The sequence below is a fragment of the Ruegeria sp. CF5 genome (genome assembly GCF_056537325.1).
In genome coordinates this window covers 996,194-1,012,754 of the sequence record NZ_JBQFRI010000001.1, presented here as the reverse complement: position 1 = coordinate 1,012,754, position 16,561 = coordinate 996,194, and the positions used below count along the sequence as shown (strand labels likewise).

17 protein-coding genes are annotated in these 16,561 nt (G+C 54.9%); 14 read left to right on the top strand and 3 right to left on the bottom strand.

Annotated features, from left to right (window positions below; translation table 11 throughout):
• Nucleotides 1-3 precede the first annotated feature (3 nt).
• Genes ACR0NW_RS04890 through ACR0NW_RS04880 form a run of 3 tightly spaced genes read left to right on the top strand, consistent with a single transcriptional unit; the run spans nt 4 to nt 3,094 of the window.
• Nucleotides 4-1,422: a gamma-aminobutyraldehyde dehydrogenase gene (locus ACR0NW_RS04890; protein ID WP_480448593.1), complete on the top strand. Its 1,419-nt coding sequence runs from the start codon at nt 4-6 to the stop codon at nt 1,420-1,422.
• The gene (locus ACR0NW_RS04885) at nt 1,422-2,162 is read left to right on the top strand and encodes an SDR family NAD(P)-dependent oxidoreductase (RefSeq protein ID WP_480448594.1); all 741 of its coding nucleotides are present in this window, start codon (nt 1,422-1,424) and stop codon (nt 2,160-2,162) included. The genes ACR0NW_RS04890 and ACR0NW_RS04885 overlap by 1 nt, the downstream gene beginning before the upstream one ends.
• Nucleotides 2,162-3,094, top strand: coding sequence for a 3-hydroxyacyl-CoA dehydrogenase NAD-binding domain-containing protein (locus tag ACR0NW_RS04880; protein ID WP_480448595.1), 933 nt, complete (start codon nt 2,162-2,164; stop codon nt 3,092-3,094). The genes ACR0NW_RS04885 and ACR0NW_RS04880 overlap by 1 nt, the downstream gene beginning before the upstream one ends.
• Here the strand turns inward: ACR0NW_RS04880 and ACR0NW_RS04875 are convergent.
• Nucleotides 3,072-4,100: a GlxA family transcriptional regulator gene (locus tag ACR0NW_RS04875; protein ID WP_480791516.1), complete on the bottom strand. Its 1,029-nt coding sequence runs from the start codon at nt 4,098-4,100 to the stop codon at nt 3,072-3,074. The genes ACR0NW_RS04880 and ACR0NW_RS04875 overlap by 23 nt on opposite strands.
• 373 nt (nt 4,101-4,473) lie before the next feature.
• Here ACR0NW_RS04875 and ACR0NW_RS04870 point away from each other — a divergent pair, with 373 nt between their 5' ends.
• From ACR0NW_RS04870 to ACR0NW_RS04845, 6 genes are all read left to right on the top strand, one after another.
• Complete coding sequence (locus ACR0NW_RS04870) at nt 4,474-5,562, top strand: hypothetical protein (RefSeq protein WP_480448597.1); 1,089 nt, start codon at nt 4,474-4,476, stop codon at nt 5,560-5,562.
• Between the two features lie 248 nt (nt 5,563-5,810).
• On the top strand, nt 5,811-6,698 hold the full coding sequence (locus ACR0NW_RS04865) for a helix-turn-helix domain-containing protein (protein ID WP_480448598.1): 888 nt from the start codon (nt 5,811-5,813) through the stop codon (nt 6,696-6,698).
• 109 nt (nt 6,699-6,807) lie between these two features.
• Nucleotides 6,808-7,761: an alpha/beta hydrolase gene (locus ACR0NW_RS04860; RefSeq protein ID WP_480448599.1), complete on the top strand. Its 954-nt coding sequence runs from the start codon at nt 6,808-6,810 to the stop codon at nt 7,759-7,761.
• A 60-nt stretch (nt 7,762-7,821) separates the two neighbouring features.
• Complete coding sequence (locus ACR0NW_RS04855) at nt 7,822-8,316, top strand: nuclear transport factor 2 family protein (protein WP_480448600.1); 495 nt, start codon at nt 7,822-7,824, stop codon at nt 8,314-8,316.
• A gap of 33 nt (nt 8,317-8,349) precedes the next feature.
• Nucleotides 8,350-8,874, top strand: a complete 525-nt coding sequence (locus ACR0NW_RS04850) for a nuclear transport factor 2 family protein (RefSeq protein WP_480448601.1) — start codon at nt 8,350-8,352, stop codon at nt 8,872-8,874.
• An 11-nt stretch (nt 8,875-8,885) separates the two neighbouring features.
• Nucleotides 8,886-9,578, top strand: a complete 693-nt coding sequence (locus ACR0NW_RS04845; protein ID WP_480448602.1) for an SDR family oxidoreductase — start codon at nt 8,886-8,888, stop codon at nt 9,576-9,578.
• A gap of 2 nt (nt 9,579-9,580) precedes the next feature.
• On the opposite strand, the gene ACR0NW_RS04840 is transcribed toward ACR0NW_RS04845, so the two are convergent.
• Nucleotides 9,581-10,417: a LysR family transcriptional regulator gene (locus ACR0NW_RS04840; RefSeq protein ID WP_480448603.1), complete on the bottom strand. Its 837-nt coding sequence runs from the start codon at nt 10,415-10,417 to the stop codon at nt 9,581-9,583.
• A 90-nt stretch (nt 10,418-10,507) separates the two neighbouring features.
• Here ACR0NW_RS04840 and ACR0NW_RS04835 point away from each other — a divergent pair, with 90 nt between their 5' ends.
• Both ACR0NW_RS04835 and ACR0NW_RS04830 read left to right on the top strand, forming a co-directional pair.
• Nucleotides 10,508-11,503, top strand: a complete 996-nt coding sequence (locus ACR0NW_RS04835) for a quinone oxidoreductase family protein (RefSeq protein ID WP_480448604.1) — start codon at nt 10,508-10,510, stop codon at nt 11,501-11,503.
• A gap of 35 nt (nt 11,504-11,538) precedes the next feature.
• Nucleotides 11,539-12,279 carry an SDR family oxidoreductase gene (locus tag ACR0NW_RS04830; RefSeq protein ID WP_480448605.1) on the top strand — a complete coding sequence of 247 codons (741 nt, stop codon included), beginning with the start codon at nt 11,539-11,541 and terminating at the stop codon, nt 12,277-12,279.
• Nucleotides 12,280-12,341: 62 nt separating this feature from the next.
• Here the strand turns inward: ACR0NW_RS04830 and ACR0NW_RS04825 are convergent, their stop codons facing one another.
• On the bottom strand, nt 12,342-13,259 hold the full coding sequence (locus ACR0NW_RS04825) for an MBL fold metallo-hydrolase (RefSeq protein WP_480448606.1): 918 nt from the start codon (nt 13,257-13,259) through the stop codon (nt 12,342-12,344).
• Nucleotides 13,260-13,354: 95 nt separating this feature from the next.
• Between ACR0NW_RS04825 and ACR0NW_RS04820 the strand changes: the two genes are divergently transcribed.
• The 3 genes from ACR0NW_RS04820 to ACR0NW_RS04810 all read left to right on the top strand — a co-directional run bounded on the left by ACR0NW_RS04820 (nt 13,355) and on the right by ACR0NW_RS04810 (nt 16,539).
• The gene (locus ACR0NW_RS04820) at nt 13,355-14,251 is read left to right on the top strand and encodes a GlxA family transcriptional regulator (RefSeq protein WP_480448607.1); all 897 of its coding nucleotides are present in this window, start codon (nt 13,355-13,357) and stop codon (nt 14,249-14,251) included.
• A 228-nt stretch (nt 14,252-14,479) separates the two neighbouring features.
• Nucleotides 14,480-15,514, top strand: a complete 1,035-nt coding sequence (locus ACR0NW_RS04815) for an AraC family transcriptional regulator (protein ID WP_480791509.1) — start codon at nt 14,480-14,482, stop codon at nt 15,512-15,514.
• Nucleotides 15,515-15,612: 98 nt separating this feature from the next.
• Nucleotides 15,613-16,539: an alpha/beta hydrolase family protein gene (locus ACR0NW_RS04810; protein WP_480448609.1), complete on the top strand. Its 927-nt coding sequence runs from the start codon at nt 15,613-15,615 to the stop codon at nt 16,537-16,539.
• The last annotated feature ends 22 nt before the right edge of the window (nt 16,540-16,561 follow it).

The window sequence follows — 16,561 nt, the reverse complement described above, 5'->3', positions numbered from 1 at the left end:
CACATGCAGACGAAAATGCTGATCAACGGCGAAATGGTGGAAGGTACCGGAGAAGCCTTGGATATCCTGAACCCCGCAACAGGAGAGGTTATTGGTACGGCAAAAGAAGCCAGCGAAGCACAGATCGAGGCGGCAGTGCGAAGCTCAGCAGAGGCTTATGAAACCTTTTCGGTTACGACCCCTGCTGAACGCTCTGCGATCTTGCTTCAGATAGCCGATGTAATTGAGGCAAACAGCCAGGAGTTAGCAGAACTTGAATGCCTTGATGTGGGAAAACCCTGGCCATCGGCTCATGATGATGAAATGCCGCTAACAATTGATGTCTTTCGCTTCTTCGCTGGTGCTGCGCGCACCATGATGGGGTCCGCTTCAGGTGAATATGTCGCGGGTCATACTTCGATGATCCGGCGTGATCCAATAGGTCCAGTCGCGGCCATCGCCCCGTGGAACTACCCTCTGATGATGGCATCCTGGAAGATTGCCGCACCTATCGCGGCAGGATGTTCTGTCGTGTTGAAACCGTCCGAGATCACGCCGCTATCCACTCTGCGACTGGCTGAATTGATGCAAGACGTCCTGCCAAAAGGCGTGCTGAACGTGATCCATGGCCGGGGTCCCAGTGTGGGCAACACCTTGATGAACAGCCCACAGATGGAAGGGATCAGTGTCACGGGGTCTCCGGCGACAGGCATGGCTGCAATGCGGGCTGCTTCCCAGAAAATCAAACACGTTCATCTGGAGTTGGGCGGCAAGGCGCCGGTCATTGTCTTTGATGATGCTGATCTGGATGCTGTGGCCGAGACGGTCCGTTTTGGCAGTTACTTCAATGCTGGTCAGGACTGCGCACAGCCTTGCCGCGTAATGGTTGCAGACAAGGTTTACGACAAGCTTGTTGCCGCCATTGCTGATCAGGTCGGTCAGATTCAAGTTGGTGAACCGAAAGCCGAAGGAACAGAAATGGGCCCGCTTGTCTCTGCGGCTCAGCGGGATCGTGTTGCGGGTTTTGTGGATCGTGCGCGCAGCAGTTCCGAAATTGTTGCCGGAGGAGCGTTCGGCGAAAAAAGCGGGTTTTTCTACCAGCCGACTGTTGTCGCCAATGTCGACAACAATGCCGAGCTTGCTTGTAATGAGGTCTTTGGCCCTGTCGTAACCGTATCCCGGTTTTCTGACGCCGAAGAAGCGCTGAAGATCGCAAACAATGGTCCCTACGGGTTGGCCTCGTCGGTCTGGACACGTGATGTCGGGCGCGCGATGAAAATGACGTCCAAGCTGCGCTATGGGTTCACGTGGGTAAACACGCATGGGGTCGCGACCCCTGAGATGCCATGGGCCGCTATGAAGGGTTCGGGCACAGGCAGCGATATGTCGGTCTATGCGCTGGACGCCTACACTGCGATCCGTCACGTCATGGTGGCACACTGATGCGGTTGGCTGGCAAACGCGCCTTTGTGACAGGCGGCAAGCAGGGCATTGGGCGCGGTATCGTTGAGGCGTTCGTAACCGAAGGGGCCGCTGTCACTACCTGTGGGCGTGGTCCTCAACCAGATGATCTGCCGGAAAACGTGAATTGGTACACGTTGGATGTTCGCGATCCCGAAGCGGTTGCACAAATCGTCAAGACAGTCGGAGGGACAGATATCCTTGTAAATAACGCCGGTGTTCAGGTTGAAAAAACAGTTACCGAAAGCTCGGATGCGGATTGGGATTTGGTGATGGGAGTAAACGCACGAGGCGTTTTTAACTGTTGCCGCGCCTTCATTCCGGAAATGTCACAAGGTGGCTCGATCATCAATATCGGTTCGATCTCGGGTAATGTCGCAGATCCATCTATGGCGCTCTACAATGCGTCAAAAGCGTTTGTACATGGGCTCACGCGTTCCATCGCGGTGGACCATGGACCGGCGGTGCGTTGCAATGCGATCTGCCCGGGATGGATTGAAACGGGCATGTTGGACGCAGGGTTCGATCTCGCCCAAGACCCGGAAAAGGCCAAATCAGATGCGCTGGCTCGCCACGCGGTCAAACGCTTTGGCAAGCCCGCCGACATTGCTGCGATGGCCCTTTGGTTGGCCTCGGACGACTCGTCTTTTGCGACCGGACAGTTGTTTACTGTGGACGGAGGCATGACGGCTGCTTCCCCCCTTAACCCAGGACTATTTTAATGTCAGAAATTGAAAGAACCACCATCCTTGGAGCAGGTGTCATCGGGGCAAGTTGGGCCGCGCTGTTTCTCGCCTCGGGCCGTAGTGTGACCGTCTATGATCCCGATCCGAACGCAGAGGTATCGGTCCGTAGGTACATCGAAAAAGCGTGGCCTGCGTTAGAGGAACTGGGCCAAACAGATAACGCTACTGCCGATGCGATCACTTTTGTGTCGACCGCTGCTGAGGCCGTGCGAGACGCCCAGTTCATTCAGGAGAATGTACCAGAGAGGTTGCCGATTAAGCACTCGATCTATGCTGAAATTGAGTCAGACTTGGACGTTGATGCAATAGTTTCAAGCTCAACTTCCGGCCTGACGCTCGAAGCTTTGCAACAGGGATGGCGCGATCCGAGCAAACTGATCTTAGGTCATCCGTTTAACCCGCCACATCTCATCCCTCTGGTCGAGCTGACAGCGAATGACTTCACCGGTTCAGATGTCTTGGACCGCACGGAGGCGTTCTACAAAAACATTGGTAAAGTCACGATCCGGATCAAGAAGGGCATGCCCGGGCATGTCGCGAACCGGTTGCAAGCCGCGGTGTGGCGCGAGGCCGTCCATATGGCGGTCGAAGGTGTTGCCAGCGTTGAAGATATCGACAAAGCAATGTGGGCTGGCCCGGGATTGCGCTGGGCCGCGATGGGTCCGACGACCCTTTTTCATCTGGGTGCAGGCGACGGTGGTCTGCAGGCCTTCTGTGACCATTTCAAAGACACATTTAATGGCTGGTGGGACGATCTGGGCAATCCACGTCTTGATGAGGATGTAATCAAAAAACTGGTCGATGGCATCAAGGATCAATCACAAGGGCAAAGTACAGAAGAGCTATCAGCGAAACGCGACAAGATGCTGACAGCGATGCAAAAGGCTACGCGACACCTTCGGACTTGATATCAGGCTTGAACATCGGCCAAGCGCGAAATTCGAACGGCGTACGGCCTTCAATGCGGTCCGCACTTGGTGTCAGGCCAAAGCGTTTTCGATATGCCCGGCTGAAATGAACCTGCCCGTTAAAACCTGATGCTTCCGCAATCTCGCTGAACTTCAACTCGGTCTGCGTCACCAATCCGCGCGCTCGATCAAGGCGTATGTCACGGTAATACTCGATTGGCGACTTGTGTACATATTGCTGAAACAAGCGGCTCAGTTGTCGTTGCGAAATCTTCAACCGCGCTGATATTTCCGGGATCGACAGGGTCGTTTCCAAATGCGCCTCCATTAGATCGATTGCGTCCCGGACTATCCCAGAGGTGACATACCCAAGCGGTTCCACGTCCTTCGGGTTCTGAGACTGGCCTTCACCGCGCACATTGTGATGAAACAGATATCGTGCAGATGCATTTGCGATACTTTCACCAGCAATAGAGTGCACAAATCCCAAACCCAGATCGGTTGCTGCTGATCCCCCACAGCACGTGAAAATCCTACCATCCGCAACAATCATGTCCTCTGAAACGGTGGTGTCCTGTGCCATTTCTGTAAATGCATCGATATGCTCATAATGAACGGTTGCGGTCTTGCCCTTCAGTAGTCCAGCAGCTGCAAGAACAATCGCACCAGTGTCCAAACCAACAACGATTGCTCCACCCGACTCCCATTTCTGAAGTGCTACCTTGAACTGAGTTGTCCCGTGCCGTTCAGGTGTCCAACTTGTACTCACAAGAACCAGCCAAGGCATGTGCCCTGTCAAGTCCGCCAATGGGGCAGTGTCAACAACCAGGCCACTGCTAGACTCAACTGGACCACCGTGGTCCGAGGCATAGGTCCAGGAAAATCGAGCCGAACCTGTCAGATAATTTGCAATTCTGAATGGATCCACGAAAGAAGTCGTAGCCGAAACATTAAAATGTGGACTCACCAAAACAACGATTTCCAGCTTGCGTTCTGTTGGCTGCATCATGACCGATTTTGTAAAATAGCGTCCAAAATTGTCAATTGAGTTCTGAAAAAGCAAACACCAATTCGCGGGCTCAAAAGAAACCAAAGTACTAAGGAAATCACTGCCTGAATGCGACAGATGAGCCAGGGAGATCAGAGCCGTTTTAGTTTGGCCATCAAGCAGCCAGTCGATGCGTGTGCAGCTAAACTAGTTAAAGTAAAAGCACCGTCTTGAGCAGAGGGTTGTGGAGTCACAAGCCGCTGATAACCATCGCATTTGAGAACCGAACTGAGCCCAAGGTTATGCATGTCAGTTTTGTTCAGACAGTTGCAACTACCAACGTTAATCTGTTGAAATGCGGGAAAGAAATTAACAATCTGAGGGCAAGATAGTGTTTTTTGCGTCAGCATTGGACGACACAAATTTAACATCAATTAGGCGATCAATATTTGTTTATTCAGCCCTTATTTTTGTAGTTTGGAAGTTCAGCTTCTCACTTCAACCAAAAGAGTTGCTAGGCGGCTTCATAGATGCACCAGACAAAGTTGTGATTTCCAGTGTAGCTATAGTCACGGCTTCCGCAGCTATACTATTATATCTGCTTGTTCGGCTGTATGTTGCAAGACCCATTGCATTGGCAAAGCTCCATCAAGCTTGGGGCTTGGAAGAGATGACCCAGAAGGATGGTTTCGTCCAAGCTGCAGCAGAAATACGAGAGATGGTCGAGAAAAGCTCGACCATTGATTATCCCAGCAAGCAGTTCGGTTCAGATACTTTGGGACAAATCAAGGAGATGGAAACAAAATTGTCATCCTTAGCAGGCAAGTTAGAGCCTTCGGCTAATTTGCAGTCCATAATTCATCAGAAACTCAAACAGGTCCAAGACGCGCAAAGTAGGCTAGACAATAAGCTGAGGCGCATACTGGAAGAGTTGAAACAACCCAACCCGGAACTTGAGCAAGAAATTTCAAAGGAATCATACAAGCCAGAAAACACTACACGAAACGAACAAGGAAAGATCGTGATTGGAGCCTATAGTCCTCAAGTCGATCCGAACTTCGTAGACCACCTTGAGCAGTTTCGAACGCTGATTGCGGAGGGAACTCTTGACGAGTTGGATACATCGAAAGAGCGTCTCCACGATCTTTCTGAAGTTGTTGAAAAATCAGTGAAAGACCTATTGTTGGCTCAAAATCGTTTCCAAGAACATGTCGCTTATTGCGAAAGCTTTCCACTTGCATTCGAAGAAAAAGATCTGGAACGCTTAGTGAATTCAATGAGTTCGGAACTTGTAAAAGTTCGGGACAAACGTGAGCTCGAGTTCAAATGGTTCGAAATCAGATTGCCAACGATCGTTGCGATTTCGTCAATCTTGTTCTTTGCTGTTCCAGTGTGGTGCGGTTGGCAAGATGGGAATTCAGGAACTTCGATGAATTCTGTTGGTGAGGCAGCAACAGCATTTACCACGGAGAACCATTGATTGAGCGCCGCGGAAATTTGTCACGAAGTTGAATGCGCTACCACATAATGATCAGCCGGCAACGGCGGCTGAGAACCCAAAAATAGCTGCTACCAGATCATTATTTTACCGCTGGTTTCTATCCTCGAAAACCAACAATTTCTCAGTTGGTCTTGAAGTCTTTGGACATCACTTGATGAAATTCAGCGGCTTTGTCACTTTGACTGGAGCCATCGAGAATTGATCAGCTTCACTTCAGGATTCATGGATTGCCGTTAAGATACACCGACATTTATCCTTCGGAACCGCTGCTCAGCAGCGATGCGATGGCGCGTCCGTCAGCAGCGGGGCTTATGTCAGTGCGATATTTTCAGGCCGAACCGGATCAGATGCCGGAAGAGGTGTTTGAAGAGCATCACGTGCTTCTAAACCTTAATCCCAAGGCGCATCGCGTGCAAAATTGGCGGGACGGTGAACTGCGCGATTTCACGTTCCAGATGGACGAGATTGTTGTCACGCCGGCTGGGATGCGATCCGGCTGGCGGTGGCATGAAAAGTCGGACGTGATCGTGATCACACTGGACCCCGCCAAGGTGGAGCAGTTTGCGCAATCCGAGCTTGGCATGTTGCTGGATCCCCAGCAGTTTCGGAACCTTCCGCAGTTTTCCGACCCCGACCTCTGTGCTGCCGGGGTTATCCTGCGTGACGCGCTTGAGGCAGACGATATGTCCTCGGCTGTGATGTTCGAAGCGATGAGCCGTGTGTTTCTGGTCAAGCTTTTGCAGAAATACGGGAAACGCCGCGCTGACGAGATCGAACTTTCGGCGCGATTCACATCAGGGCATTACCAGCGCGTTCTCTCCTATGTGCAGAACCGTTTGGATCAGACGATCACGGTGGATCAACTGGCCGCAGAAGTAGGGATGAGCCAGTCTCATTTTGCCCGTGTGTTCAAGGAAACGCTTGGATCTACACCCATGCAATATGTCATGGCTTATCGGATCGAGCAGGCCATCAAGATGATGGACGATGCAGAGCGTCCGCTCGGTGATATCGCCCTGGCCTGTGGCTTTGCGGATCAAGCGCATTTCACACGCAGCTTCAAGCAGGTCGTGGGGCAGACCCCTCGGGTGTATCGGGCGGCAAAACCTGTCTAAAGCAGGATCATTCAAAAACCCGGCAGTCAAGTGCAATTAATCTAGGCGAGTGCGCCGTATCTCTTTGGTCATCGGGCCTGAGCCCAAACAAATCAACGGAGATACAGTCGTGAAAACTCTTGCTCTGACCGCTGCCGCCGGGCTTATGGCCTCCACTGCTGCCATCGCTCAGGTCGAAACCCGGACCGTAACCTTCGAAAACGAAGGTGCCATTCTTTCGGGTACGCTCTATTTGCCGGAAGAACGTGGTGACGCGCCGCTGCCAACTGTCGTTGTGACCGGCGCCTGGACCTCGGTTCAGGAACAGATGCCTGCCAACTATGCCCGTGAGATGGCCGAACGTGGTTTTGCCGCCTTCACCTTCGATTTTCGCGGCTGGGGCAAATCCGGTGACCTTCCAAACAACGTGCGTTTCGTAGAAAGCCCCGAGGCCAAAACTTCGGATATCAAGGCTGCATTTGAGTTTGTCGCAACCCTGCCCGAGGTCGACGCCGGCCACGTCAACGGCTTGGGGATCTGTGCCTCTGCTGGCTATATGGTCGACGCTGTGGCAGGCAACCCGCTGGTGGATCGCCTTGGTCTGGTAGCCCCTTGGTTGCACAACAAAGAGATTGTTGAGGCCGTTTATGGCGGTGAAGAAGGCGTTGCGGGCCTAATCGAAGTTTCGCATGCCGCCGAAGCCAAGGGTGGCGAAATCATCCCCGCTGCGGGGCCCGAAGGCGCTGAGGGCGTTCTGATGCCGATCGGTGGCTACTACTACGAAGCCGACCGTGGCGCGATCCCGGAATATGACGACAAGTGGAACAACGCGGGCTGGGAAGGCTGGCTGACCTATCATCCTGCCGACAACCCGCAACGTTTGGACAAGCCGCTGGCTATCGTGCACTCGGAAAGCGCCGCCATCCCGCAAGGTGTGCAAACCTTCCTGGCAGGCTTTGCTGGCGAGGCCACCGCTCGGTGGTTGGAAGACGTGACCCAGTTCGACTTCTACGACAATCCCGAGGATGTGACCCGCGCCGCCGACACCGTGGCCGACCATTTCCGCATTGGCCTTGAAGGCTGAACAGAACCGGTAGGTGCCGGGCCACGCTGCCCGGCACTTCCTCATTCCGAAGGAAAGCCAATGACTCGCAAAATTCTCGCAACCCTTGCAACCGCATCCCTGGTCGGAGGCACCGCGATGGCCGAAACACCCCAAGACAACATGAAAGTCGTCCAGGATTTCTTTGCCGCTTACGGCGACAATGACCTCGACGGGATCGCTGCTGTCATGGACGAAAATGTGAAATGGCACATTCCGGGCCGCCACCCTCTGAGCGGTGCCAAGAATGGCCGAGACGAGGTCCTGGCCTTTTTTGCCCAGCTTGGCGTGGCCGGATTTCAGGCCGATCCGATCTTTTTCGGTGCCGATGAAACCCATGTGGTTGATATCCACCGGGGCTGGTCCAATGCCGAAGGCAAACCGAATGTCGATACGATCTGGGCGCTGGTCTACCGGATCGAGAATGGCAAGATCGTCGAGGCAACCAATCTCAGTGCTGATCAGGACGCTGCCAACACCTTTTTCTGGTCGCAATACCAACTGGCACCTGTGCCCGAGCGCTTGGCCAATGAGTGAAGCAACTCTGCCAACCGATGAAAGGACACTGAAATGACCCGTGGATTTATCGCAACTCTCGCGGCCGCAACCCTGATTGGAGGAGCCGCCATGGCCGACATGATCCCCGCCGACACCGCCCAAGGCATCAGCAAGGCAATCACCGACATCGCCGCCGGGGCCGACCGTCACGATTGGACCCGCGTGCGCGGTGCCTTTGCCGACATCGTCACCACGGATTACACCGGACTGTGGGGTGGCGATCCCGTTACTCAGCCTGCCGATGAACTGATCGCCGGTTGGGCCGCCTTCCTGCCCGGCTTCGAAATCACGCACCACATGGTGACCAATCACACGATCGCCGAACTGACCGATACCAGCGCCAAGGCGGAGGCAGACTTCACCGCCACCCACCGGATTGAAGACGGGTTCTGGGTGCTGGGCGGACGCTATAGCTATGATCTGGTGAAATCGGATGACCGCTGGCTTGTTACATCCATGACCATGACCCCTCTGTGGGAGACCGGTGACCGCGCTATTGTGGGGCAGGCTGGAGAACGCGCCGCTGCCGAAAAGTGAAAGGGTTCACAATGACCAAGCCACGTATTGCTCTTGTAACCGGCGCCAATCGCGGGATTGGGAAAGAGGTTGCCCGGCAGCTGGCCCATGATCACGGAGTGAAAGTTCTGATCGGCTCACGCGATCTGGCAAAGGGAGAAGCCGTTGCACATCAGATCGGACTGGGCTCTGAAGCCATTCAGCTGGACGTGTCCGATCCCACTTCGATTGCGACTGCATTCACCAAGATCGAAGTGGAACATGGTCGCCTCGACATCCTCGTGAACAATGCGGGCGTGGATTATGACACCGATCAGCGGGCGCACACCGCCGATCTTGCCCGCGTCCAGCGCGCGTTTGAGACTAACCTCTTTGGTCCTTGGGCCACAACCATTGCTGCGGTGCCGCTCTTGAAAAGGGGAGACAGCGCCCGGATCGTAAACGTGTCTTCCGGGGCCGGGGCTATTCATGGAATGTCCTCAGGGACACCGGGTTACGGTATCTCGAAAGCGGGGTTGAATGCGCTGACATTGAAGACCGCAGCGGAGTTGAATCCGCAGCGTATCCTCGTCAACGCCGTTTGCCCCGGTTGGGTGGCGACAGACATGGGTGGCGGTGGTCGCCCGGTGTCCGAAGGTGCCGAAGGGGTCGTCTGGGCCGCAACCCTGCCCGATGCAGGCCCCACTGGAGGTTTCTTTCGCGACGGGAAGCCCATCGACTGGTAGCCTCAGCCGGTCGCCATGTGGTCGATCAACCTTCTGACTCGTACCGGCAACAGGCGACGGCTGGGATAAACCGCAAACATGTCTCTGGTCAGGGGGATGGTATTCTCGACGTGCAAGGGCTGAATATCACCCCCGACCATATCTAGCGGCAGCATCGCGATACCCAGATTGCGACGAACCGCCTGCTCGATAACATCCAGATCACCGAAGCTATGCACAATCTGTCCCGGTTGCAGTGTCTCACCGGTTTCAAGCACCCATGACTGTCCTGCCGCCAATGCAGGAAGGGTCAGTAACTCTTCACGCGACAATGGCCCACGCAAATCACGATCTTCGACGAACTTCGCCCCGGCGCAGAAACTATAATCAATCGACCAAAGTTTCTTGGCGATGAGGTTGGAATCTGAGAGCGGTCCAACCCTGAAAGCAAGGTCGATGTTGTCGCGAAAGAAGTCGAGAAACAGGTTTGTTGTTGTCAGTTCAAATTCCACATCTGGGTGTTGCTCAGCAAAATCCAGCAAGCGTGGGCCGACGGTCTTGCGGGCTGCAAGGGGTGGGGCGGTGATACGGATCATATGCCGCCGTGTGTCATCGGCAAAACCCGCCACCTCTTGAAGCGCCTCGATCGGATTCTGACACCGGTCCAGAAGCCGGCGACCCTCTTCGGTCAGGCGCACCTGTCGGGTCGTGCGTTCAAACAGTTTTGCACCAAGATGATCCTCAAGCTCCGCAATGTGGCGGCTGACCCGGCTAAGCGGGATGGCCAGTTGCTCGGCAGCGGCGGAGAAGCTGAGGTGATTAGCGACGGCGGTGAACAGGGCTAGGTCATTGTAGATCATTATCCTATTTATGGGATTATTAGTTCTATTTTCAATTATTATCCCTGTGCGCCGCTTTCTCTATCTTCTCCTCAACAGAAGGAGAACACCATGTCATATGCAATCGAAATCACTCAGACCGGCGGGCCAGAGGTCTTGCGCAAAACTGATCTCGCGGTACCTGCGCCGGGCGAGGGTGAAGTCGTGATCCGCAACCGCGCCGGGGCCGTGAACTATATCGATACGATCATCCGTCGGGGCGAAATGCCCGAAGGAATGATGCCCGACCTGCCTCTTGTTCCGGGTGTTGAAGGCGCCGGGATTGTCGAAGCCATAGGCGATGGTGTTGCCGGAATCACCATGGGTGACCGCGTGACTTGGATGGGTCCTGTTGGCGCAGGCGGGTATGGCACGCATTCTGTGATCGGGGCTCCTTACGTGGTCCGGCTGGCCGATGAAATCAGCTTCGAAACCGCTGCATCGATCCCGGTGAACGCGATGACCGCCTATCACATGCTGGTCAATCTGGGTGGAGCGACGGCTGGAAAAACGGTGCTGGTTCATGCCGCCGCTGGCGGCGTTGGCACCATGGTTCTGCAGATCGCGAAACATCTGGGCCTGACAGTGATCGCCTCGGTCAGCACAGACAAGACCAACTATGCGCAAGAGCAAGGTGCGGACTACGTGATCGATTACCGCAAAGAGGAAGTTGCCGCACGGGTTATGGAACTCACCGGTGGGCGCGGCGTTGACCTGACGCTGAACCCGATCTCTGGGGACACCCTGAAATTCGACCTCGACGCGCTGGCCCCGCTGGGAACGGCGGTGCTGTTCGGGTTCCTTGCCGGTCCGCCCACAGGCAGCTTTGCCGAGGATCTGGCGAAGCATTTTCAGAAATCCGTCGCGGTACGCGTAAGCGATATCTACACCTATTTCACCAATCGCCCCAATGCCTTCAACTCTGACATGGCGACCGTGTTTGACATGTTGAAACAAGGCGTTCTGCGTCCGCATATCACGACTCTGCCAGTTGCAGAGGCCGAAGAAGCGCATCGACGCCTGGAAGCAGGCGAGACCACCGGCAAGCTTGTACTGAGCATCGACTGAGCCAATCACATCGACTGATCTTAGGAATGACTTAAATGAATACAGTTTTCGAAACCGCCCTTAAGGGCAAACACGTTGTCATCGTTGGCGGCAGCAGCGGCATGGGCAAAGCTACCGCAAAACTGGTCGCGGCGCTTGGGGCATACGTCACCATCGCCAGCCGCAACGTGGACAAGCTGAACGCCGCCGCGACCGAGATCGGGGGAGGCGCCAAAGTGGCGCCTGTGGACACGACCGACGAGGCCGGTGTGAAAGCTTGGGCCGCTGAACTTGGCACGGTGGATCACTTGGTGATCTCGGCCTCAAGTGCAGTGCATGGTGCCTTCGTCGAACTGCCAACCAGTGAATTGCGTGGCATGTTTGAAGCCAAGTTCACGGGCCCGTATGTCACTGCACGAGAAATGCTGCCTTCACTGGTCGAAGGCGGCTCGATCACCTTCTTCTCTGGTGCCCTCAGCCGTCGCCCATCCGCCGGGGCGACGGGTCTTGGGGCCGTAAATGCGGCGGTCGAAGCGCTGACCAAAGGACTGGCGCTTGAACTTGCCGGACGCGCGCGGGTTAACTGCATCAGTCCCGGCATGGTCGCCACGGAGGCCTACGAAAAAATGCCTCAGGACGCCCGAGACGCCATGTATACCGAAGTCGGTGGCAGCCTGCCCGTTGGTCGTGTTGGGCAGGCCGAAGACATCGCACAGGCCGTCATCATGGCAATGACCAATGGCTATCTGACCGGTACCGTACTCGACTTAGACGGTGGGCATTTGGTGCGGGCCTGAAGCGATAGACGAAATCGCATGGGTGAAAGAGCGGCGCTGCACTTTCACCCGTTTCATTACCTTCATGCCAGAGGGATAACGGTAAACCCGTCACCACTGCGTGTCACGCGCCCGGTTCCGGGGTAGCTCAGATGGGTGGCCGAGAAGGCCGTCTGATTGTCGGCCAGTTGGCCAAGCAGCTTTGTCCGGGTTGCAACGGCCTTTTCTGGATCAGAGTCCAGCGCATAGCGAACCGATGGGTTCGCGAACTGAAGTACTTCTGAGATGATGGCGTCACCAACAATCAGCAGCTCAGTGCCATTCTCGGCCATGATACGCACTCCAGTGTGCCCCGGGGTGTGACCATGGAGTGGAACCAAAGTGATGCCACCGCCCAGATCCGCTTTGCCCTCATAGGATTTAACTCGACCTGCCAATGGGGCCGCAATGGATTGCAGCAAATCAATCATCGGCTTGTCCGCATCAGGAGCAGCGGCTGGCAAGTCCGGGTTAGTCCAAAACGCCCATTCGGCTTCCGCGACATGAATGGTTGCATTTCGGAACCCGCCCGCGTCCGGCCCCATCAGCCCGCCGATGTGATCGGCATGCATGTGGGTTAGAATGATATCGGTGATCGCGTCCTTCTCGATCCCTTCCACAGCAAGCAATGCGTCCAGCTTGCCGACGGTTGGAAACATCTCGGAAAGTGCCGCGCCCGATCCCGTGTCGACTAGAACGGTGCGTGCACCGTCGCGCACCAACCAGACCGTTGCTCCAATTTCGATGGGATCCCCTGCGGCTGCCGTGGCCGCGTCGTCTGCACCCTGAAAGAAGGCGGGCGGGATTTCAAAATAACCATCCGATAACAGCGAAACCGTTTTTGTACCGACGTTCAGCGTGGCGATTTCTGCCGCAAAAACAGGCTTGGATAAACCGGCAGCAGCGGCAGCCCCAAGCAGGGCGGTTGAAAATGTGCGGCGAGTAAGCTCTGGAGTTTTCATCTGCTGATCCTTTCACGTTTCTGGATCCCAATTTGCTACTCTCAAGTTTTTCCGCTATTGGCAGAGAAGACAAAAACTATGCACAAACTGCCATTATGACCGATCAATCACGTATTGCGGTTGTCAGATACCGGGGCGCTTTGACCTCAGCCGTTCACGGCATTGAAGAGATGTTGAGTTTTGCCGGAGCTCTTGATGGGCATCGTCCCCTGAGCGTGACCATTATCGACACAGTAGCTCCCGGATATGACGCCTATATCTTGCCGCCGGCGGGACAAGAGGTTGACGTATCGGCCCAACCCGACATTCCAAAACTCCTGAAACAAGAACACACATGCGGAGCGCTTTTGTGTTCGGTATGCGTGGGATTGGTCTGGTTGGCAGAGGCGGGTGTATTAGGCAAACGGCCAGTGACAACCCATTGGGGATTGGAAACACTCATGTCCGAGCAATACCCCGAAGCCGCTACAGACGTGGACCAGATCCTGATCGAACACTCGGACTTGACGACTGCGGGGGGCATGATGGCTTGGGTGGATTTGTCCATGGCGTTGATTGAGCGGTTTGTTGGCCGTGACGCGATGATCGAAACCTCGCGCCGGTTTGTCGTTGATGTTGGACGGATGGATCAACGGCGCTATCGCAGTTTTACACCAGACCTATCGCATCAGGATGCCGCGATCCGAAAAGCGCAGCTGGCCATCGAAAGCAACTATGCGTTGCGGTTGTCGGTGGATGATCTTGCCCTGCAGGCGGGTCTGGCAGAACGCACTTTCATCCGCCGCTTTATATCTGTGACCGGGATGACGCCGATCGCCTATGTTCAGGCCGTCAGGATCGAGAAAGCCAAAGACTTGCTGATTCATTCGACAAAGCAGATCCAGCAAGTTGCGTTTGACACGGGGTACATGGATCATTCCTCTTTTGGTCGAAAATTCCATCAGGCCACGGGGATGACACCCAAGGATTTCCGGCGGAAATTTTCAGCCTGACTTGAAACTGGAAACTCGTTCGGCGCGCTGATCAGTCGTGGCCAACGGGCACAGGTAATGGGCTTTTATCCCGATGTGTTCTCTGAGTTCGAATGCGCGGTGATTGGCGGTAGCCGCGAATGGTAGCAATTGTGGTCTCATAACACTCGGAGAATTGGCGCGTTCCGCGACATATCTGGCGGGTGCTGCCATAAGCTATCTTGGCTGAATTGGCTATGTTCTATTCAGATGCCAAGGGACAGACAAATGCCAACGCCTGATCGGATAAAGACGCCAGACACTTTCTGGAAGGCTCTCGGAAGCCTGTCGATTAATCGCGCAGCTCTGCTGCGTGAGGCCAGGCTACCGCCGAGTGCGTTTTCGTCAGAGGCGCGTATGAGCACCAAACAGCTCTTTGCAATATGGGAGGCGCTTCAGACTTTGGGCGGCGAAGATATTGGGCTGGCCTTGACGCAGGCCATGCATGGGCCGACGTTGCCCCCGTCCTTTTTGGTCGCCTTTCACGCCAAGAACGTAGGCGAAGCTCTGCACCGTGTTGCGCGGTTCAAGGCGCTTTGCGCACCGGAAGAGTTTCAAGTGGCCGTAGAAGATGAAGGCTGTGTCGTGTCTACCGCCTGGACATACGCCAAGCAGACAGAACCCGACGCGCTAACGGACGCCACCTTTACATTTCTTGTGAACATGGTGCGTGCTGGCACTGGGCTGAAGATCAAGCCCAAGGTAATCGAGCTGCGACGTAGCCCAAGCGATAGGCTTGAGAACTGGTACGATTGCCCGATCACATGGAATGCTCCACGAGCACGCCTTGTCTTTGACAAAGCCGATTTGGATATTCCCTTCACCAGCTATAACAGCGAGCTTTTGATGATGCTGGATGCCGCGCTTGAGGCTGATTTGAACAAGGCCGAAAACACGACATCATTAACCGATCAGGTGCGCTGGCACCTTCGCCGTGCGCTGGCTGCAGGGCGCCCGGAATTGCGCAGCATCGCGCGTGAAATGGCGGTTAGTGAACGATCTTTACAGCGGCATCTCAAAGGCGAAGGACACAGCTTCAAATCACTGCTGTCGGACACCCGGCATCAGTTGGCGCAAGAGTATCTGGCCGAGCCGGACTTCGATATCAATGAGATCGCATATTTGCTTGGGTACGAAGACCAGGGATCGTTCTACCGCGCCTTCCAAAAATGGGAACGTCAGACCCCAGCCGAGTGGCGCGCCAGATTGCCGAACAGCCCGAACAAGGTGCCAAGCCGAAGCTAGCCTGCGCCAAACTGTCAACGCAGAACCTAACCCCCATTTTCACGGGACCAGCATGTCGGCCCCGCACTTTGAAACACGTCGAAATCAGGAGAAATGGCATGACCGTTCAACCAACCGAAGACCAACGCGCAACCCTCAAGGCCGTGGCGCGCGGCCTAGTGTCAATCGATGGTGGACGCGCTCCTATCCTGGAAACTCCAAAGGACTATGGGCTCGAATTCGAAAACGTCACATTCCACGCGGAAGATGGCGTCAAACTTGCGGCTTGGTTCATTCCGGCAGAAGGTTCTGACAATCTTATCATTTGCAATCACCCCGCGACCTTGAACCGCTACGGTTTCCCCGGCCACATGAAGCCCTGGAGTGATTTCCAGAATATCGAGGTGAAGTTTGGAAAGGTGCACAAAGCCTTGCACGGTGCGGGTTACAACGTCCTGGCCTATGACTTGCGCAATCACGGCGAAAGCGACGGTGTTGCGGACAATGCTTGGGGTCAGGGTTTCGCTGATGAGTACAAGGATGTTCTGGCGGCCTTCGTCTACGTAAAATCTCGGGACAAACTGAAAGGCATGAAAATTGGTCTGTTCAATCCCTGTGCCGGTGGAAATGCTGCGATGCACGCCATGACCGAACGCCCCGACTATTTTGAAGACGTGAAAGCGTTTATCTGCGCGCAGCCAGCATCAATCAATATCATGTCTAAGGTTTCATTAGACGCCATGGGGCTGGGAGCGTTCCACGATGTTCTGGGCGAAGAAATTGATAGGATCAGAGGCGTGCCGCTTAATGAGATGACCCCACATCTTCACGCCAAGAACGTCACCATGCCAACTTATATCGTGCAGAATAGGGATGACGTCTGGACCATCCCCAACGACGTGCAAACGACCTATGATCTGATCCCGGTTGACGACAAGAAACTGCACTGGATTGAAGAAGGCGATACCCGGCGTTTCATCGGCTACAACTTCTTCGGTGAGCATCCCGAAACGATGATCGAGTTCTTCGACAAGTATATGAACTAACCGGCACTTAAGCCTGCAAGAT

Excerpts from the sequence above, each read along its gene's own strand:
- ACR0NW_RS04855 (WP_480448600.1), top strand. The coding sequence starts at position 7,822 with ATGACTCGCAAAATTCTCGCAACCCTTGCAACCGCATCCCTGGTCGGA.
- ACR0NW_RS04850 (WP_480448601.1), top strand. The coding sequence starts at position 8,350 with ATGACCCGTGGATTTATCGCAACTCTCGCGGCCGCAACCCTGATTGGA.
- ACR0NW_RS04890 (WP_480448593.1), top strand. The coding sequence starts at position 4 with ATGCAGACGAAAATGCTGATCAACGGCGAAATGGTGGAAGGTACCGGA.
- ACR0NW_RS04820 (WP_480448607.1), top strand. The coding sequence starts at position 13,355 with ATGACCGATCAATCACGTATTGCGGTTGTCAGATACCGGGGCGCTTTG.
- ACR0NW_RS04815 (WP_480791509.1), top strand. The coding sequence starts at position 14,480 with ATGCCAAGGGACAGACAAATGCCAACGCCTGATCGGATAAAGACGCCA.
- ACR0NW_RS04885 (WP_480448594.1), top strand. The coding sequence starts at position 1,422 with ATGCGGTTGGCTGGCAAACGCGCCTTTGTGACAGGCGGCAAGCAGGGC.
- ACR0NW_RS04830 (WP_480448605.1), top strand. The coding sequence starts at position 11,539 with ATGAATACAGTTTTCGAAACCGCCCTTAAGGGCAAACACGTTGTCATC.
- ACR0NW_RS04825 (WP_480448606.1), bottom strand. The coding sequence starts at position 13,259 with ATGAAAACTCCAGAGCTTACTCGCCGCACATTTTCAACCGCCCTGCTT.
- ACR0NW_RS04810 (WP_480448609.1), top strand. The coding sequence starts at position 15,613 with ATGACCGTTCAACCAACCGAAGACCAACGCGCAACCCTCAAGGCCGTG.
- ACR0NW_RS04835 (WP_480448604.1), top strand. The coding sequence starts at position 10,508 with ATGTCATATGCAATCGAAATCACTCAGACCGGCGGGCCAGAGGTCTTG.
- ACR0NW_RS04880 (WP_480448595.1), top strand. The coding sequence starts at position 2,162 with ATGTCAGAAATTGAAAGAACCACCATCCTTGGAGCAGGTGTCATCGGG.
- ACR0NW_RS04845 (WP_480448602.1), top strand. The coding sequence starts at position 8,886 with ATGACCAAGCCACGTATTGCTCTTGTAACCGGCGCCAATCGCGGGATT.
- ACR0NW_RS04840 (WP_480448603.1), bottom strand. The coding sequence starts at position 10,417 with ATGATCTACAATGACCTAGCCCTGTTCACCGCCGTCGCTAATCACCTC.
- ACR0NW_RS04875 (WP_480791516.1), bottom strand. The coding sequence starts at position 4,100 with ATGCAGCCAACAGAACGCAAGCTGGAAATCGTTGTTTTGGTGAGTCCA.